Source organism: Pseudomonas lini (genome assembly GCF_964063345.1).
Lineage (GTDB): Bacteria > Pseudomonadota > Gammaproteobacteria > Pseudomonadales > Pseudomonadaceae > Aquipseudomonas > Aquipseudomonas lini_B.
On the sequence record NZ_OZ061318.1, the window covers coordinates 5,236,478 to 5,253,363 of the forward strand.

At 60.8% G+C, this 16,886-nt stretch carries 12 protein-coding genes; 3 read left to right on the forward strand and 9 right to left on the reverse strand.

The annotated features are described in order from the left end of the window. Positions 1–151 precede the first annotated feature (151 nt). Positions 152–1,024 carry a LysR family transcriptional regulator gene (locus AB3226_RS23750; protein ID WP_367374855.1) on the forward strand — a complete coding sequence of 291 codons (873 nt, stop codon included), beginning with the start codon at positions 152–154 and terminating at the stop codon, positions 1,022–1,024. Between the two features lie 123 nt (positions 1,025–1,147). Here the strand turns inward: AB3226_RS23750 and gudD are convergent, their stop codons facing one another. Together gudD and AB3226_RS23760 are read right to left on the reverse strand one after the other, a co-directional pair. Continuing rightward, a complete protein-coding gene (gene gudD, locus AB3226_RS23755) occupies positions 1,148–2,491 on the reverse strand; it encodes a glucarate dehydratase (RefSeq protein WP_367374856.1) in 1,344 nt (447 codons plus the stop codon). Between the two features lie 36 nt (positions 2,492–2,527). Beyond that, the gene (locus tag AB3226_RS23760) at positions 2,528–3,874 is read right to left on the reverse strand and encodes an MFS transporter (RefSeq protein WP_367374857.1); all 1,347 of its coding nucleotides are present in this window, start codon (positions 3,872–3,874) and stop codon (positions 2,528–2,530) included. A gap of 366 nt (positions 3,875–4,240) precedes the next feature. On the opposite strand from AB3226_RS23760, the gene AB3226_RS23765 reads away from it, so the two are divergent. Further along, complete coding sequence (locus tag AB3226_RS23765; protein WP_367374858.1) at positions 4,241–4,954, forward strand: FadR/GntR family transcriptional regulator; 714 nt, start codon at positions 4,241–4,243, stop codon at positions 4,952–4,954. A gap of 173 nt (positions 4,955–5,127) precedes the next feature. Continuing rightward, positions 5,128–5,289 (forward strand): hypothetical protein, encoded by a 162-nt coding sequence (locus tag AB3226_RS23770; protein ID WP_367374859.1) that lies wholly within the window; start codon positions 5,128–5,130, stop codon positions 5,287–5,289. A gap of 278 nt (positions 5,290–5,567) precedes the next feature. On the opposite strand, the gene AB3226_RS23775 is transcribed toward AB3226_RS23770, so the two are convergent. From AB3226_RS23775 to bcsB, 7 genes are read right to left on the reverse strand one after another with little or no spacing between them, the layout of a single operon-like run. Beyond that, complete coding sequence (locus AB3226_RS23775; protein ID WP_367374860.1) at positions 5,568–6,722, reverse strand: alginate O-acetyltransferase AlgX-related protein; 1,155 nt, start codon at positions 6,720–6,722, stop codon at positions 5,568–5,570. Further along, a complete protein-coding gene (locus tag AB3226_RS23780; RefSeq protein ID WP_367374861.1) occupies positions 6,722–8,131 on the reverse strand; it encodes an MBOAT family protein in 1,410 nt (469 codons plus the stop codon). Before AB3226_RS23780 ends, AB3226_RS23775 begins: the two co-directional genes overlap by 1 nt. 17 nt (positions 8,132–8,148) lie before the next feature. Next, on the reverse strand, positions 8,149–8,823 hold the full coding sequence (locus tag AB3226_RS23785; protein WP_367374862.1) for an alginate O-acetyltransferase AlgF: 675 nt from the start codon (positions 8,821–8,823) through the stop codon (positions 8,149–8,151). Beyond that, positions 8,820–9,488: an SGNH/GDSL hydrolase family protein gene (locus AB3226_RS23790; RefSeq protein WP_367374863.1), complete on the reverse strand. Its 669-nt coding sequence runs from the start codon at positions 9,486–9,488 to the stop codon at positions 8,820–8,822. Before AB3226_RS23790 ends, AB3226_RS23785 begins: the two co-directional genes overlap by 4 nt. A 16-nt stretch (positions 9,489–9,504) precedes the next feature. Beyond that, positions 9,505–13,368 (reverse strand): cellulose synthase subunit BcsC-related outer membrane protein, encoded by a 3,864-nt coding sequence (locus tag AB3226_RS23795; protein ID WP_367374864.1) that lies wholly within the window; start codon positions 13,366–13,368, stop codon positions 9,505–9,507. Continuing rightward, on the reverse strand, positions 13,344–14,585 hold the full coding sequence (gene bcsZ, locus AB3226_RS23800; RefSeq protein WP_367374865.1) for a cellulose synthase complex periplasmic endoglucanase BcsZ: 1,242 nt from the start codon (positions 14,583–14,585) through the stop codon (positions 13,344–13,346). The genes AB3226_RS23795 and bcsZ overlap by 25 nt, the downstream gene beginning before the upstream one ends. Positions 14,586–14,592: 7 nt before the next feature. Continuing rightward, positions 14,593–16,851 (reverse strand): cellulose biosynthesis cyclic di-GMP-binding regulatory protein BcsB, encoded by a 2,259-nt coding sequence (gene bcsB, locus AB3226_RS23805; RefSeq protein ID WP_367374866.1) that lies wholly within the window; start codon positions 16,849–16,851, stop codon positions 14,593–14,595. Between the last annotated feature and the right edge of the window lie 35 nt (positions 16,852–16,886).

Here is a 16,886-nt window from a genome sequence, read left to right on the forward strand (position 1 = left end):
ACTTTCCATGAGTTTCTGTTGGGTTAACCGCTACACTCCGAGCGGTTTTTCAAGCCGGTCCCTTGCTGGGCGAGCCAAATCTATGCAGTTTGGCGAAGAACGACAAACGACGATATTTCGGATGAGCCATTAGAAAATTTTGGGAGTGGGCATGATTCGACCTCATCTGCCGTTGAATGCGCTGCGCGCTTTCGAGGCTTCGGCACGCCATTTGAGTTTCACACGGGCGGCGGTGGAGTTGTGTGTCACACAGGCGGCGGTGAGTCATCAGGTCAAAAGCCTTGAAGCCCAGCTTAACGTGACTTTGTTCAAACGCCTGCCCCGAGGCCTGATGCTGACCAGCGAAGGTGAAACCCTGCTGCCGGTGTTGCGCGAATCCTTCGACCGGATCGCCGAGACCCTGGAGCGATTCGAGGGTGGGCATTTTCGCGAGGTGTTGACGGTAGGGGCGGTGGGGACGTTTGCGGTGGGCTGGCTATTGCCGCGTCTGACGGATTTTCAGACGAAACATCCGTTCATAGATTTGCGCCTTTCAACCAACAACAACCGGGTGGATGTGGCCGCTGAAGGCCTCGATTACGCCATTCGTTTTGGCGCGGGGGCGTGGCATGGGATTGAAGCGGTGCGCTTGATCGAGGCGCCGCTGTCGGTGCTTTGCGTTCCCGAGATTGCGCGACAATTGCACACACCAGCCGATCTGTTGCAACAAACCCTGTTGCGCTCCTATCGCACGGATGAGTGGCCGGAGTGGTTTCAGGCTAGCGGTCTTTCGGTCCATGCCGCCCCACCTCGGAGCATTGTCTTCGACTCATCGCTGGCGATGATGGAAGCGGCGCTGCAAGGGGCAGGCGTTGCGCTGGCACCGCCCTTGATGTTCTCTCGACAACTGGCGGTGGGTGCAATAGAGCAACCGTTCGCCATCGGGATCACCACGGGCAGCTACTGGCTGACCCGCTTGCAGTCGCGCCCTGAAACGTCGGCGATGGCAGCGTTCAAGGACTGGTTGCTGCAAGCTTCGCTTTAATACAAAACCCTGTGGGAGCGGGCTTGCTCGCGAAGGGGCCATCACATTCAACATTGATGTTGACTGACATACCGCCTTCGCGAGCAAGCCCGCTCCCACAGGGATTACGGTGCCCTCAGAAGCCTACCGCACCAGACACGGCCGTTTGTTATCGAATTTCCACCCCGGAATCAGAAACTGCATCGCCACGCTGTCATCGCGCGCGCCCAGTCCCATGCCTTTGTACAGCTCATGGGCCTTGGCCAGTTGATCGATGTCCAGCTCAACCCCCAGGCCAGGTTTTTTCGGCACCTGCACGCAGCCGTCGACGATTTGCAGCGGCGCTTTGGTGAGGCGCTGGCCGTCCTGCCAGATCCAATGGGTGTCGATGGCGGTGATTTCACCCGGCGCAGCGGCCGCGACGTGGGTGAACATGGCCAGGGAAATATCGAAGTGGTTGTTGGAATGCGAGCCCCAGGTCAGGCCCCATTCGTGGCACATCTGCGCGACTCGAACCGAGCCCTGCATCGTCCAGAAGTGCGGGTCGGCCAAGGGAATGTCCACCGATTGCAGCTGAATCGCGTGGCCCATTTCCCGCCAGTCGGTGGCGATCATGTTGGTCGCGGTTTTCAGGCCGGTGGCCCGACGGAACTCGGCCATGACCTCGCGGCCCGAGTAACCGTTTTCCGCACCGCAAGGGTCTTCGGCGTAAGCCAGAACGTGATGCTGTTCCCGGCACAGGCGGATCGCTTCTTTCAGCGACCAGGCGCCATTCGGATCAAGGGTGATGCGCGCGTCGGGAAAACGTTCGGCGAGGGCAGTGACCGCTTCGATTTCCTCGACGCCACTCAACACGCCGCCCTTGAGTTTGAAGTCCTTGAAACCATAACGAGCGTGGGCGGCCTCGGCCAGGCGCACCACGGCGTCGGCGCTCATGGCTTTCTCATGACGCACACGGAACCAGTCATTGTCGGCGTCCGGTTCGCTGCGGTAGGCCAGATCGGTTTCGTTGCGATCACCGACATAAAACAGGTAACCGAGCATCTTCACTTCATCGCGCTGCTGGCCTTCGCCGAGCAGGGCCGCGACCGGTACATCCAGGTGCTGACCGAGCAAGTCGAGCAGGGCGGCTTCCAGGCCGGTGACCGCGTGAATGGTGATGCGCAGGTCGAAGGTCTGCAGGCCGCGACCACCGGCATCGCGATCAGCAAAGGTCTGGCGCACCTGATTGAGGATCTTCTGGTAAGTGCCGATCGGGCTGCCGACCACCAGTGCGCGCGCGTCTTCCAGCGTTTGGCGAATACGCTCGCCACCCGGCACTTCGCCGACGCCAGTGTGGCCGGCGTTGTCCTTGAGGATCACGATATTGCGGGTGAAAAACGGGCCGTGGGCGCCACTCAGATTGAGCAGCATGCCATCGTGGCCGGCCACGGGTACAACTTGCATGCTGGTGATGATCGGGGCTTTTGCGGCTTCTTGTGGGTTCATTTTTCTGTCCTTTAAACCGTGCTCTTACATGAGTGTTCAGGCGTGATTAGGTGCTGGTTTGCCCGGGGCAACCACAGGTGCGGGTTTCGGTTTATTACGCGCGGCGAAGACGATGATTGCCGCGATGATCGAGGTAGCGGCCAGGCCGTACAGCCCGCCCTGAATCGACCCGGTGTGTTCTTCAAGCAGGCCGAAGGTGGTCGGCGCAACGAAGCCGCCGAGGTTGCCCACCGAGTTGATCAGTGCAATCACGCCAGCAGCAATCCGCGCATCCAGGTACGCCTGGGGAATCGGCCAGAACAGCGACGATGCCGATTTGAAACCCAGCGCGGCGAAGCAGATGGCGACGAAGGCGAAGATCGGCCCACCCGTGGTGGACATGAACATCCCGGCGGCAGCGATCAGCAGTGCAGCAGCGACCCAGGCTTGCTGATGCTTCCATTTGGCCGACAACGTGGCGAAGGCGTACATGCCGACGATCGACAGCAACCACGGAATCGAGTTGAACAACCCGACCTGAATGTCGCTCAGGTCGCCCATCTTCTTGATGATGCTCGGCAGCCAGAAGGTCGCGGCGTAGATGGTCAACTGGATGAAGAAGTAGATCAGGCAGAACAGGATGATCTGGCGATCCTTGAGCAGTGTGCCCAGCGACGGCTTGATCGGCGTCGCGGCTTCGCGGGCCAGTTGTTCGTCATCGATGGCTTTGACCAGTGCGTCCTGCTCGGGACGGGTCAGCCATTTGGCGTCGTGGGGTTTGGAGTCCAGCCAGAACCAGACGAACACGCACAGCCCGACCGAGAACATCCCTTCAATGAAGTACATCCACTGCCAGCCGTGCATGCCAAAACCGCTGATTTGCAGCAGCAACCCGGACAGCGGACCGGAGATCAGCGATGCAATGGCCGAACCGCTGAGGAAGATCGCAATCGCCTTGCCGCGCTCCACACCGGGCAACCAGCGAGTGAAGTAATAAATCACCCCGGGGAAGAAACCGGCTTCGGCCACGCCCAGTAGAAATCGCAGGATGTAGAAGTGGGTTTCGTTCTGGATGAACGCCATGCAGGCGGCCACCAGACCCCAGGTCAGCATGATGCGGGTCAGCCAGATTCGTGCGCCGACTTTTTGCAGGAGGATGTTGGAGGGGACTTCGAACAGCGCGTAACCAATAAAAAACAGACCGGCACCGAGGCCGTAGGCGGCAGCGCCAATCCCTAAGTCATGTTCCATATGGGCGCGGACGAAGCCGATGTTCACGCGGTCGATGTAATTGACGATGAACATGATCACGAACAGCGGCAGGACGTGGCGTTTCACTTTCGAGATGGCGGACTTCAGGACCGAATCGGCGCCATCGTTCATCCCGGATATGGATGTATTCACTTCTTTTTCTCCCACTCGTTATTTTTATGCGGGGTGTTGCTGATGCTGCGTTGTTGATAGACATCATACAACTAGATTTTTCGCGTCGACAAGTACTGTCTCTCAACAAAATGGCGTTAGGTGGGCGGGTTTTTATTCTTTTTTTGGTTTTATGTGGCGTATTTGCTGGGTTTTGTCTGGGTTTGTTCAGTCGGTGATGTTCTCTTTCTCGCGGCGATGACCTTGGGTTCGATAAATTTAAATCGTCTGCTTCAGCATGATAATTGAGTGTTGTCATACAAGTTGAGCGGCGCTTTGTTGAGATTCCAGTCAACGAGAAGCGAGCGCAGTGCTACGATCCGGATACCCGCTTTACGGATTACCACCATGCAAGAAGACATCGACGCACCCACCCGCAAGCGTGCCCACAACCTGGCCCATGATCTGGTGAGCAAACTGACTCAGAGCATCCTGCTCGGGCAGATGGCGCCCGGGGACAAGCTGCCATCGGAGAACTCGATTGTTCAGGAGCATGGCGTCAGTCGCACGGTGGTGCGCGAGGCAATCTCGAAGCTGCAGGCTTCGGGGCTGGTGGAAACCCGTCACGGCATCGGTACCTTTGTTCTCGAGCGAGCACCGGATCAGGGACTGCGGCTGAATGTCGATACTGCGCTGGGCGTGCGCAGTATTCTGGAGTTGCGCATGGGCTTGGAAACCCAGGCCGCCGCGCTGGCAGCGATTCGTCGCACAGACCAGCAGTTGGCGCAGATGCGTCAAGCACTGGATGACTATCAAAGCCTGTTGGCCAACAACGACAGTTGCGTCGAGGCGGACAAACGCTTCCATCTGCTGATCGCCGAAGCCACTGGCAACGTGTGCTTCACCGAGATCATGCAGCACCTGGGCAGCGCCATGATCCCCCGGACCCGGGTCAATGCCGCCGAGCGCGGATCGGCGGATTTGAGCAAACTCGGGCAATTGGCCAATCTCGAACACGAGGCGATTCTCAACGCCATCAAACGCCAGGATCCGGATGCGGCGCGGGCGGCAATGTGGTTGCACCTGACCAACAGCCGCGACCGTTTTTCGGCCGATCGGTAGCCGCCGTTTGTCTCCTCGACAGCACCCCTTTTGCAGGCTCGTTTCCAACCTGTACGGCCCAGATTCGCTGGACCTCATCAGTGAGGTGTGTCATGGCTTACGAGCAAATTCTTCAAGGTGGGACGTTCGATAACGACCCTGTCAGACCCATTCCTGATATGGACGATACGTCAATGGATCACGACGCACCCCCCGGCATGGACCCTTCGCGAGACCCGGCCGATACGGACGTTGATCGTCCTGAAAACTGGAGGGACCCGGCTCTGGACCCCGCTCTGGATGACGACATTCCGGCGCCGGATGAAGAAACGCCATTGTCCGACGACAGGCGATAAACCAAACCCGGCCGATGCGCCTGATGTCGGTAAGTTAAGAAATTTGAGCGACGAAATCCTGTGGGAGCGTGGCTTGCCCGCGAAGAATGCACCGCGGTTTTTCAGGTACTACGCGTCATCGTTCTTCGCGGGCAAGCCACGCTCCCACAGGTTCTGCGTCTTAACTTACGGGCATTAGCCGATGTGCCGGGTTTTTTGTGATTGCAGGTTTATCGCGTCATCGTTCTTCGCGGACAAGCCTCGCTCCTGCAAAAGCACCGCGGCCGGATGCGATTGGCCTACCGCAACGAGCGATAGGCAATGGGGTCGATGTAAGCCGACTGCAGGTCCCGCTCCGGGATTTCCCAGATGATTTGCTTTGGCGGCGTTTCTTTGTAAGCCGGGTTGTTGAGGTAGCTGTTTGCCGCTCCGGAGAATGCTCCGCCGTCTTTGGCGAAGTTACCCACGGGGGCGCCCAGTGCCTGCTGCAGAAACCCTGCGAAGTTGGAGTTGCGCGAGAATGAGGTGCCGATGAGCGCGGTGTCGGGGAGGTCGGCATCGCCAAAGAGGTCTGCCTCAGTATCGAGGCTATCGGCTGACGCAACAGGAAGCTCATGGGTGCTGGTTTGGGCGACCATTTCGGGTGCGGGTTGGCATTTGAGCGGCAACCAGTCGATGCCCGCCAGATGGACCAGATCGCCAGGTCGCACCGCGAGCGGAGCATGACTTTCGTTGAACGCCCTGCGTGGCGTTGCGCTGATGCCCAGGGTTTTCAGGCGCTGTGTAATGGCCTCGGCCGCCGTCTGCGCGCCGGATTCGCTCCAGTGCGTATCGGTGCGCAACCAGGCACTGGCCCCCAGTGGCGTCAGCGCATCGGTGAGGTCCAGATTCGCCACGCCAGCCACATCCAGCTTCGAGGTCCAGGCCTGGATGCGCCCTTCGAGAACGGCTGGGCGGTGCAGTGCGCAACGCTGCTCAGAGGCGATGCGGCTCTTGTCTGGAACGATGACCACCAGCAGGCTGATGTCACGTTGGGAGAGTTGCTGCTTCAGATCAATCACTGCCTGGGCTTTGGCATCGGCGTTGCGCTGCGCTTGATGATTGACCTTGAGCTCATCGGCCAAAAACAACCAGTCAGGACAACCCGAGCGAACCCTCGGCCCGGTGTCTCTGAGGAGCAGCCAACTGACACCGCGCTCCAGCTCGGCGAAGGTTGTGGGGAGGTAAGCATTCGACAGTTCCTTGGCGATCCGATGCGTGATATTGCCGTCAAAAATCTGCGAGGTCAGCACTTTATCGGGTAACAGCGAGATCTGCCCTGAAACGATCAGACGGCCTGAGGACAGCAGCCCGACGAACAGGAATATCAGCAGCGCCACGCCTGGCAACCGACTGCTGCGTGTCGCCAGATCATCTGGGGGAGGAGGGGGCGGGGTGTGCTTTAGGTTCGTCATCAGAATTGAAAGTACAGGAAGGGTACGGTTTCGCGACTGGCGATCAACGCGAACGACAGCATTAAGCCGGCGATGGGCCAAAGGGCGGCGGTGTGGAGAAAAAGGCCGCCCAGTCGATTCACACAGTAAGGGCGCAGCAGCGGTGCGATGACACCGAACACACCCAGCAAACCCGCAAGGCCGTGTACCGGGCGCAGGGTCGCGGACAGTTCATCACCGAGGGCGATGCCCTGCAGGCCGAACTGTCCGGCGTACAGGTTCAGAGCGCTATGAAAATCAGGGGCGCGGAACAGTGTCCAGGCCAGGCAGACGAACAACAGTGTCAGCCCATGGGCAAGCACTGGCGGTACCGGGGGCAGGGTAGAGTTGTTCCAGGCACGATTCACACACAGCGCAATGCCATGGGCGCTGCCCCACAGCAGATAATTCCAGCTGTCACCGCCGTGCCAGAGGCCGGCGATGGCCATGATCAGGAACAGGTTGCGATACGTTTTCCAGGTGCCGTTGCGATTGCCACCCAGCGAAATATAAAGATAGTCACGTAACCAGCTGGACAACGACAGGTGCCAGCGGCGCCAGAAGTCCTGGATGCTGTTGGCCAGGTACGGACGGTCGAAGTTCTCGGGAAAGTGAAAACCCAGCATCAGTCCCAGCCCAACGGCCATGGCGCTGTAGCCGGCGAAGTCGAAGAACAATTGCAGGGAGTAGGCAAGGCAGCCAACCCAGGCGTCGGAGAAGCTGGGGTTGGGCAAACTGAACGCCACATCGACCACCGGCGACAGGGTGTCGGCCACCAGGACCTTCATGCACATCCCGACCATGAATCGGCGTGCGCCGAGCGAGAAATTCTGCAGGTTGAAGTAACGCTGATTCAACTCACGCCGAACCCAGTCATAGCGAATGATGGGGCCGGCGACCGAATGGCCGAACATCGAAATATAGGTGGCGTAATCAATGAAGCTGCGTTCGACCGGCACGGTGCGACGGTGTACATCCACCAGATAGGAAATCGCCTGCAAGACGATAAACGACAGCCCGGCCGGCATGATGACGCGCTGCCAGTCCAGCGGCATGGCGCCATACCAGGTGACAGTATCGATCAACGTGCCAGCGACGATGTTGGCGTACTTGTACCAGCACAGCACCGCCGTGTTGAGCACGATCAGCATCGCGAGTAGCCGCACGCGGCCCTTGCCTTCTTCCCGCAAGGCGTCAACCAGCAAACCGCCAGCCCACGCCGTGATCGTCAGCACCACATGCACGGCGAGGAACCGAGGGCTCAACCAGCCATAGAACAGCCAGCTGCCAATCAGTAACGTGACGTTGCGCCAAGCGGCTTGGCACACGGCATAGGCACACAGGAACAGTGGCAGGAATAACGTCAGAAACTCGAGAGAGGCAAAAACCATGGGGTGGCGCGATCCGATCAGTGGGCCAGGACGTCAGTCGCAAGCAGCAGGTAAGGGCCATTGGCGCCAGGCAGGAGCACAACGCTGTAACGCTCGCCGGCCTTGAGCTGGCCCAGGTCAAGCGGGGCACCGACGTTGGTTTGAGCGCAGACCAATTGAACCGACAGGCTGACCGGGTTGATCGCTCGGCGTTGCACGCTGCCGTCGGCCACTTCCTTGAACAGGTCGGCGTTCTTCCCCGCGGCGCGCAAACCGGCCTGGGTGCACGCTGGATCGGCGCTGATAAACGCCAGCGAGGCTCTCAGGCTATTGAAGTCGTCGGGTTGCTCACGGATGACGACCTGGCGAATACCTTGAGCGCTGTCTGGCAAAGCGATCACGCTGGCGAATTCGCCTGCTGCCACCTGAATGTCCAGCGGCTGGCTTTTGCCGTTGCGTTCCAGGGTGCCCTTGATCGGCTGGTTGGCGGGCACCGGCAGGTAGGCGGACACGGCATTCGAACCCTCGAGTCTGAGGCTGGCCTGTGAACCTTCGGCCAGCAGCTGCAAGGGGCGGTCGGCGGCGTTGATAAAGCGCAGGAAGGCCGAGTCCTGATCCGGGCCCGTCGGGTACAGGGCAATGTCAGCGGCCTGGGCGTGAAAACTCAGCATCAAGGGCGCTAACAGTTTCCAGCCACATGCGGATCGACTCATTTGCCGGCTCCTGCGCTGCTGACGCGGTCGGCGGGCAGTTTGGCCAACGCGCCGCCAATTGCAGTGCCCCATGCCTGATAACCGGCGACGGTGAAGTGCTGCCCGTCGGTGGTGATCCACTGCCCGGGTTTGGAGAACGTCAGCGAATCGATGTAAGTGCAAGGCGCTACGTTCGCGGCCAAAAACTGCGACATCAATTGGGTGCGGGCATCATTCTTCTGGTACATGCCACCGGCTTTGCCCCAGGCCGGGCCCACCCAGGCGCAACGGGTCCCGGTGGCCGCGATGGCCTTGGCCAGGCCGGTGACGCTTTGCCATGCCCAGGCCTTCGGAAACACCGGCTTGTCATAGGACGCCATGGTGTCGCCGATGACCAGTACCACCAGGTCGGGTTTGTCGGCCGCGATCAGGTCCTGGATCGGCGTGGTGGTTGCCTCACGCCCTTTGATCACGATCTTGTCATTGCCTTTGCGCTCGGCGCCGCAGTCGACCTTTTTGCTGATCAGCCAATCGCCGGCGCTGGCACCGCAGGCACCGATGGAATGAACCTGGGCGCCTTGGCGAGTCAGGTTGTCGTGCAGTGGCTCCAGCAAATGGTCCGCGAGGCTCATATGGCTCTCCCCAAGAACAAGGAGGGACAGGCCGGCAAGGGCAGAAGTGGGCATCGAAAGCTCCAGATGATCAGTTGGAATAAGGTGAGGTGTACGGGCTGACCGGCAGGCTCATGGGGCCGCTGATCTCCTCGAACTGGTAGCGCAATGACAGGGCGCCGCTGAGTTGTTGGTAGTCGCGGGCGTTGTCCAGGCCCAGATTGGCGCCCAGCAGGAAGTTCGAAGCGACCTTGTATTCAGCCGCCGCGGCGACGCTGTAGCCGATCCCGGTTTTGTTTTGCCCTTCGTAGCGCAAGCCTGAGGCCGCTTGCAGGTCTTTGTCGTTGGGGAAATAGTCGGCGCTGTCCTGCTCGAAATGCTGCACGCCGACCGAGCCTTTGACTTGATACGTCAAGCGTCCGGAGCGTTGTGCCCAGGTCACTGGCACGCCCAGGGCGAAGAACGTCTGCGGGCTGAAATAGCCGCCGTGGCCGTAGGTGAAATAGTCCTGATTGTTGGCGTAGCTGATGCCGGTCATGCTCAGGCCGACGGTCAGCTTGCTGTCCGTTGCATTTTGCAGGTACCAGTACACACCGCTGCCCAGTTCACTGCGGTTGTTGGACTCGACATGGTTGCCCAATAGCTGGTGCCAGGAGGCGTAGCCATAGACGCCGACTTCGTTGTCGTCAAAGCTCAACTGGCCACGCCCGCCGTTAGCGGTCACGCCGCCCCAGGATTGCCCGCTGCGTTTGTCCGTGGTGCCGGCAAACGAGGTGACGCTGTCAGTCACCGGACGCCGGGAAACGCTCACGCCGTAACGGACATTAGAGGTGTCGCTCACGGGGCGATCAATGCTGATGCCGCCGGTGGCGGTGCTGTATTTGAAGCCGAGCGGGGTGGTGCCGAGATCGGCTTTGAGCCCATCCGCGGGCCGTTGAATAGCGACGGAAAGGCCGACACCCTCGGCTTTTTGCGAGCCGACGCTGCCGCTCTGCGCACCGTTACCGAAACGCGACAGCGCCTCGTCGCTGGCACTGCCGGCGTTCAGCGAGACCGGCGTCACGCGCAGGGCGACGCGACTTTCATCCAGCGGGATATTGATTTCCAGCGGTGTCTCAATATCAGTCAGTTTGCTCAGCCCCGACTCACTGTTGTTGCTGCGAATGCTCACACCTTGGATGACGTAGGCACTGCGCTCCTGAAGGATTTTATTCAGTGCCAGTTGCGCGGGGCTAATGTCCTCGCTCACCAGTGCTGCGCGCGGCAGTTGCGACTCGAATGCATTGCTCGCCTGCTGCGGTCTTGGCGGGGCGTCGATGCCAAAAGGGGTGGGAGACCTCACGCTGCCCGGAATCTCCTGAGCCGGTGGCGGGATTGCCGCCAGCAAGGTGTCGCGACTGACTTCGTTACGTGGACCCGATACCCCGGCAAAAGGGTTGGGCGCCACCGTCGAACCGGCCAGTTGACCGCTCTGGCTTCTGCGTTTCTCGCTCTGTTCAATGGCCACCGCTTTGCGCAGCAGATCGGTCGCCGTGCCGGTCTTGCCCATGTTCTGGTAGAGGCGGGCGGCCTCTGTCAGCGTTTGAGGGTTACCGGATTCGGTCTTGAGCAGCTGTTGCAGTGCCTGTTCGGCAAAGGCCGTGTCATGTGCCAACACCGCCGCGTCGGCGGCACCCAACAACAGTTGCGGGTCATTTGGCTGACGTTGTAACAGCGGTTTGTAGAGTTCGAGGGCTTTTGCCGTGTCGCCGTTGGCCGAGTACATTCGCGCCAGGGCCGCGACGGCAGCGCTGTCACCGGGGCGTTGCGCCAATGCGGGCGCTAGCGTGTCATAAGCGCTGGCCAGATTGCCTCGTTCACGCAACTGGTCAGCCTGGCGGATGCGATAGAGATAGAGCAGGTCGTCGAAACGCTTGCGAGCCGGCGCGTTCAAGGGCCTGTTCTGAAGGTCGCGCAGAATCTCGTTGACCTGTGCGTCTTCTCCGGTTTTAAGCAGGACAGCGGCGTATTGCAGGATGAAGTCTGCCGAGGGCGCCGTGGTGTGTTGCAACTGGCCGCGCATGAGGGCCAGCGCACGGGTTGGCTCACCGATGTCGACATACGCCGAGGCCAGGCTCGCCGTGCGATCTGGATTGTTGTTGGCCATCGGCTGAATACGATCGAGCAAGGTCAGGGCTTCCTGGCGCTGTCCGCGCTTGCCCAACTCGATCGCCTGGCTGAGTTGCAGGTTGAGGCTGACATCAGCGGCCAGCGCGTCCATGTCCGGGGTGCGCTGGTCGGGGCGCAAGCGTCCCAACGTTGTCTGGGCGGCTTTCCACTCACCCATCTGCACCGATAGCAAGGCGCTGACGTAAAGCGCATCGGCATTGTCGGGGTGGGCCTTGAGCATGGCGTTGATCAGGTCCCGGGCCTTTTGCGGTTCGCCCATCGCCAGGTTCAGGCGGGCCAGGGCGAAACGCGTCCAGACGTTGTCCGGTTCGTAGCGCAGCGCGTCTTGCAAGGCGTTGCGCGCAGCGGGCAGGTCGTTGCGTTGTTCGGCGAGGGCGGCCAGTTGCGTCGCGCGCAAGGCTTGCAGGCGCGCGGACTGGCCGATCTTTGCCTGTCCGGTGGCGGGCAGGCTGTTGATCAGTTGCAGGGCTTCATCGTTCTTGCCGCTCTTGAGCAGCACATTGACCAGCCCTTCCAGTGCTTGAGGGTCGTCGCGGCGCAGGTTCAAAATCTGCCGATAGTTGCGCTGAGCGTCATCGAACTGGCCCGCGCTGGCCTGAATATCAGCCTGGGCGAGGCGAGCATCCACCCCGTTTGGATTGAGCCGCAGCGCCTGGTTGACTAAGACCTGCGCCTGGGCTGCCTGGCCTTTGGCTTGGGCGTCGCGGGCTTGCTGCAACGCCGACCAATAGCGCACTTCGTTCAGCGCAACTTGCCAGCGGCTGCCGTCGTTTTGTCGCGTGGCCTGACTCAAGAGCTTTTCCGCTTCGGCCAGCCGCTGTTGCTGCTGGCGAATAACCCCAAGGCCGCCCAGCGCGTCAGCATCATCGGGCCGGGTTTTCAAACGTGCTTGAAAAGCCTGTTCGGCGGTGGCCTGATCACCTGCTTTGAGCGCCTTCAGACCGCGCGCGACTTCGGCGGGCGGTTGCCATTCCTTGCTGGCCGTCGTTGCCAGCTGTTGCTTGCCCTTGTTCATCTGCGCCCGGATCTCCACGTCATCCGGATGCGTCTTGAGGTACGCCTCGAACAACGGCACTTGTGCCGGATTGGGCGGACCGATCCAGGTCAACGCCAGGCGCCAGCTTTCGTCGGCATCACCGGCAATGTCGGCACGCTGGGTCAGCGCGGCCAGGGCGCGGATGCCCTCGGCACGGCTGTCTTCACGGCGCACCAGATGCTTGGCGTAAAACAGCGCGACGATCGAGTCGTTGGGCATCTCGCGTTGCAGGCGCTGAAATCCGCTGCGTGCTTCGGACCAGTCCGCCTGATTGAAGGCAAGGTTGTTGTAGTACTCACGGCCGATCGTACCTTGGGGTGGACGGCCATCGAACAGCGAGCGAAACACGGCAGTCGCCTTGTCGCGCTCACCGGCATCGGCGAGGCGCCGAGCCTCTTCCAGACGCTGCTGGTTCTGCGGTTGGGCCACGCTGATGTCCTGCGCCAATTGCAGTGCCTGACGAGGTGGTGGCTGGATGGCCTGCAAGCGGGCGAGGTATTGCTGCGCCTTTTGTGGCTTGCCCTGTTGCACGCCGATCAAGCCCAGGCCATACAGTGCGTCAGCCTGGGCCGGGTCCAGCAGCAGGACTTTCAGCCAGACTTCCGCCGCGCGTTGAGGGTTGTTGTGCGACTGCCAGTACTGCCCTTGCTCGACGAGTAATGCCTGTGGTGTCGGACTTTGAGCGTGGGCAGCTGCGGCCGTCCATGCGCTCATGACGGCGATGGCTAGCGTGCGGTGGTGCGCGTGCATGCGGTCTCCCAGGAGAGTTTCAGCGTTCCGTCTTCCCGGAATCGGTAATGTTTATCTGCCCATCCGAGGGCGAACAGGCTGAGCATGAAGTTGTAGTAACGCGGCGGACCGGCATCGGCATCAGGCATGGCCAGCGCCTCGCTCAAGGCGAGTTCCACGCGGCGTCGTTGCTGATCGGCCAACCCGGGTAGCCCCTTGGCCTCAAGGTAGGGAATCAGTGCAGCCCAGAATCCGAACGGGCTCTGACCCTGAACACTGCCGTGGAGAACCTGGACGGTTTCCGGGGGGGAACCCGTCGCGACAGTGCTGCGGGCCATGCCGTCCAGCCGTTTGAGCAGGAGCGCTGCCAGCGGTTCTGAGGTATCACTCATACCCAGCCAGAGGTACACGCGAATGGCATCGTAGCTGCCCGTGTCACCGTTGATCGGGTCGCTTGTGAAGGCACCCGATTGCGCTGAAGTGCCTTGATAAGCGACCCAGTCGGCGACGAAACCGTGGTGGCTTGATTGGCCAATCATCGTCGCGGTGTTGTTGGCAATCGCTTGCCAGGGGCCGGAGGGTGCTTCCTTGGCCAGCCGCCGTAGCAGTGGCAGTGGCAGGTAGCTGGGGTTCAGGCGCCAGAGAGCGTCTGCCTGGACGAAGCCCTGTCGTCCAGGCAACACCATCGGGCCTAGCCCTGGCAGCTCGACGACCAATTGCGCTTCAATCGTCGCCATCAGGTGCAGGGCGTCCTGGTGATAGTCCGGTCGATGCCACAGGCGTGCGGCCTCGAGCAGGGCGTAGGCGATCCACAGGTCGGCGTCGGCGGCCGAATTGGCGTCTTGCAGGCGCCACTGACCGTCCGGGCCTTGCCCCCATAACCAGCCTGGCAGGCGTGTGGCAGGGGCCGAGCCTGCGAGGTTGGCTGAGGTCCAGCGCCAGAGTTTGTCAAAGCGTGGCTGATCGTTGCCGATCAGTGCGAAGAGCATGCCGTAGGACTGCCCTTCAGAGGTGCTGTGATTGTTCTCCAGGCTTGATTCCAGAACACGACCGTCGTCTTGAACGAAGCGCGTTGCGTAGGTTTGCCACAGTGGCCAGGGTGGCGACTCACAGGGGGTTGCGGCCGCTACCGCAGGCGCCAGCAGGGCAAGCGCAAGCACAGCGCTCAACCTGCGCGTGTTACCGCGCAGGCACCGGCGAAATGAAACACCTCGGCTGCTCATGGACGACACAGGCATGCGCGGCTCATTGACCAAGACGACGTTTGGCCCGTAAGCGCAGGGCCAGGTAGGCCATCGAAGCAAGTAGCAGGACCCCGAGGAGGGTGAACAGCATGAGCGCTATTACATTTTGCGAGAGGTACCACTGCAGATAGCGCAATGGGCCCAGGCTCCCGACGTAGTAATCCTGCTCGGCGACCAGCGATTTGACATGCTTGCCCCTGACCACCACCAGACTGCCTTGCAACTCGTGGGCATTTTCTTCGCTGCTGAGCAGGGCGTTGGTCACGTCGGCCAACCCGCTGGGCCTTGCGCTGGCGATAAACACCACACTGCGCCCACTCTTGAGCGGCGATTCGAATCCAGTCAGATAAGCACTGCCGTCCTCAGCGGTAAACCTGAAGCTGCTGCGCGCTTCACGCAGATTGGTTTTCGTATCCGGGCTGATCCAGTTGCGCAGACGCAAGGGCAGGTCAGACAGTTCCAAGTACTGCACAGCGTTTTCGTCCTTGGCCGGCAGAAGGCTTTGCCACTGCTCCAGCAGCGGCTGATTGTTGCCCGAGGCGAGCACCAGCAAATCCCGGTCGCGTTGCTCCGCCAGCTGGTCGGCGTGGACTACCTTCACGCCGGTGGCCGGATAACCGGTAGAGTCGCCGAAACGGCCCAGCAGGGTCAGATAGGCGCTCAGATCGGCCGTGCCTGGCTCGTTGGGCAGGATCACCGATGTTTCAGAAAGGTCGGCCATGCGGGTGAACGGGAAGCCACTGTCCTTGAACACCCCAAGGTTGGGCATGGCCATGAAATGTTCGTATTGGCTGAGGTCCAGGGTCGAGTCCGGGTCGATCACACCGCGCATGTTGTCGATGATGATGTCGCGGCATTCGCCCTGTTTGATGTAGTCATACATGAAGCGAAATTGCAGGCGTGATTGCAGCGCTACGGAATTGAGCGGCAACAGCATGCGCGACGTGCGGGCCAGGCTGTCGTCGGTTTTGAGCATCGCCAGCAGGCTGTCGCTGTTGCCGAGTTTCTCGATCGAGGGCAGATCGATCGACTTGATGAAGGTGTCGTTGAAGTTGACCAGCAATGAGGAATTGGTAGAGACCGGTTGCGGCGTATAGCGGTATTTCAGGTCAAGTTGCGCGCCGGGTTCACGCCAGTTGAACAGGTCAGGTGGCAAGCGCAGCGCAACCGTCATTTGTCCCGGGTTATAACCCGACACATTGAGCTCTGCAGGCTGCGCCAGTTCGCCCAGGCGAACCGGGCGATCGGAGGGCAGCCAGTTAGGCGCGTCGTACGGTCGGCGTGGCTTGAGCGAGTCGATCCGGTCGATCACCACGCTCTGCCCGGAAAAGGCCGAGCCACCGAGGGCCAGCGCTGTCGCGGCGACCTTGAGATCGGCGCCATCGCGCCCGGAGACGATCAACAGTTTGCCCTGAGCATCATTCGGGTTGCTCACGAGTGTCAATGTCGGCCCCGTGGCCTCTTTGATCGGCAAGCCACTCAAGGTCGTTGATTCGCTGCCGCTGACAAACACCACTGCGTTGCCTTTGGCCGGCAGGCCGGTGAGGCTGGCGGGGAAGGTTGCGCCGCGATAGCTGGCCAGGGCGCCAAACCAGGACGACAGGATACCGGCGGCCTCAAGCTCAGGACCGCCCGGACGGCCGGCGAACACGAAAGGCAGCTTCAGGGGCGAGGCATCTCGACGATCGAACAAGGGCAGTGGCAGAGCAGACAGGTCGTTGGGCTGTTTAATCGAGGACACCTGGAGGCTCAGCTGACTCTCGTTGCCGATCCTGGCCCACAGGCTGGAGTGCAAAGGGTCTTCACATTGCATCGTGTAGTGACCGATGAACTGCAGGCTGAGCCGGTTGAATTCGGTGATGGTCTGCGGCGGAATCTGCACGGTCCGGGTCTGCAATTTACCGGCCTCTTCCTTCGGGAGGGGCAGGCTGGCGGCCACTTGATCGTTGACCAGTACATTGATCTGCGAAAGGTCGGCCAGCAGCGCCGGTGAGTAGCTGTACTGCAGCGTGACCTGCGCAGCCGTGACGACTTCATCGGCGCGCACATCGAAGTTCACACTGTCGGTAGCCTCCACGCCTTTAAGGGTCATCGAATAGCTTTTGCCCAGCTCCTTGAGGGTGCGGGTATAGCTGTTGCTCGGGACATCGGTCCCGGGCAACGATGCGACCGGCATCATCGCCGGCTCTGTGGCGCTGATTTGGGCGGCAGCACTCAATGCCCAGCCGCTCCAGCCCACTAGCGAGCAGGTGATCAGCATGAGTGAGCGACGAGGAAGAAAGGTCCGGCGAATGG

Coding starts and splice junctions, on each gene's coding strand:
- AB3226_RS23750 (WP_367374855.1), top strand. CDS start 152: ATGATTCGACCTCATCTGCCGTTGAATGCGCTGCGCGCTTTCGAGGCT.
- gudD (WP_367374856.1), bottom strand. CDS start 2,491: ATGAACCCACAAGAAGCCGCAAAAGCCCCGATCATCACCAGCATGCAA.
- AB3226_RS23765 (WP_367374858.1), top strand. CDS start 4,241: ATGCAAGAAGACATCGACGCACCCACCCGCAAGCGTGCCCACAACCTG.
- AB3226_RS23770 (WP_367374859.1), top strand. CDS start 5,128: ATGGATCACGACGCACCCCCCGGCATGGACCCTTCGCGAGACCCGGCC.
- AB3226_RS23775 (WP_367374860.1), bottom strand. CDS start 6,722: ATGACGAACCTAAAGCACACCCCGCCCCCTCCTCCCCCAGATGATCTG.
- AB3226_RS23780 (WP_367374861.1), bottom strand. CDS start 8,131: ATGGTTTTTGCCTCTCTCGAGTTTCTGACGTTATTCCTGCCACTGTTC.
- AB3226_RS23785 (WP_367374862.1), bottom strand. CDS start 8,823: ATGAGTCGATCCGCATGTGGCTGGAAACTGTTAGCGCCCTTGATGCTG.
- AB3226_RS23790 (WP_367374863.1), bottom strand. CDS start 9,488: ATGCCCACTTCTGCCCTTGCCGGCCTGTCCCTCCTTGTTCTTGGGGAG.
- AB3226_RS23795 (WP_367374864.1), bottom strand. CDS start 13,368: ATGCACGCGCACCACCGCACGCTAGCCATCGCCGTCATGAGCGCATGG.
- bcsZ (WP_367374865.1), bottom strand. CDS start 14,585: ATGCCTGTGTCGTCCATGAGCAGCCGAGGTGTTTCATTTCGCCGGTGC.
- bcsB (WP_367374866.1), bottom strand. CDS start 16,851: ATGCTGATCACCTGCTCGCTAGTGGGCTGGAGCGGCTGGGCATTGAGT.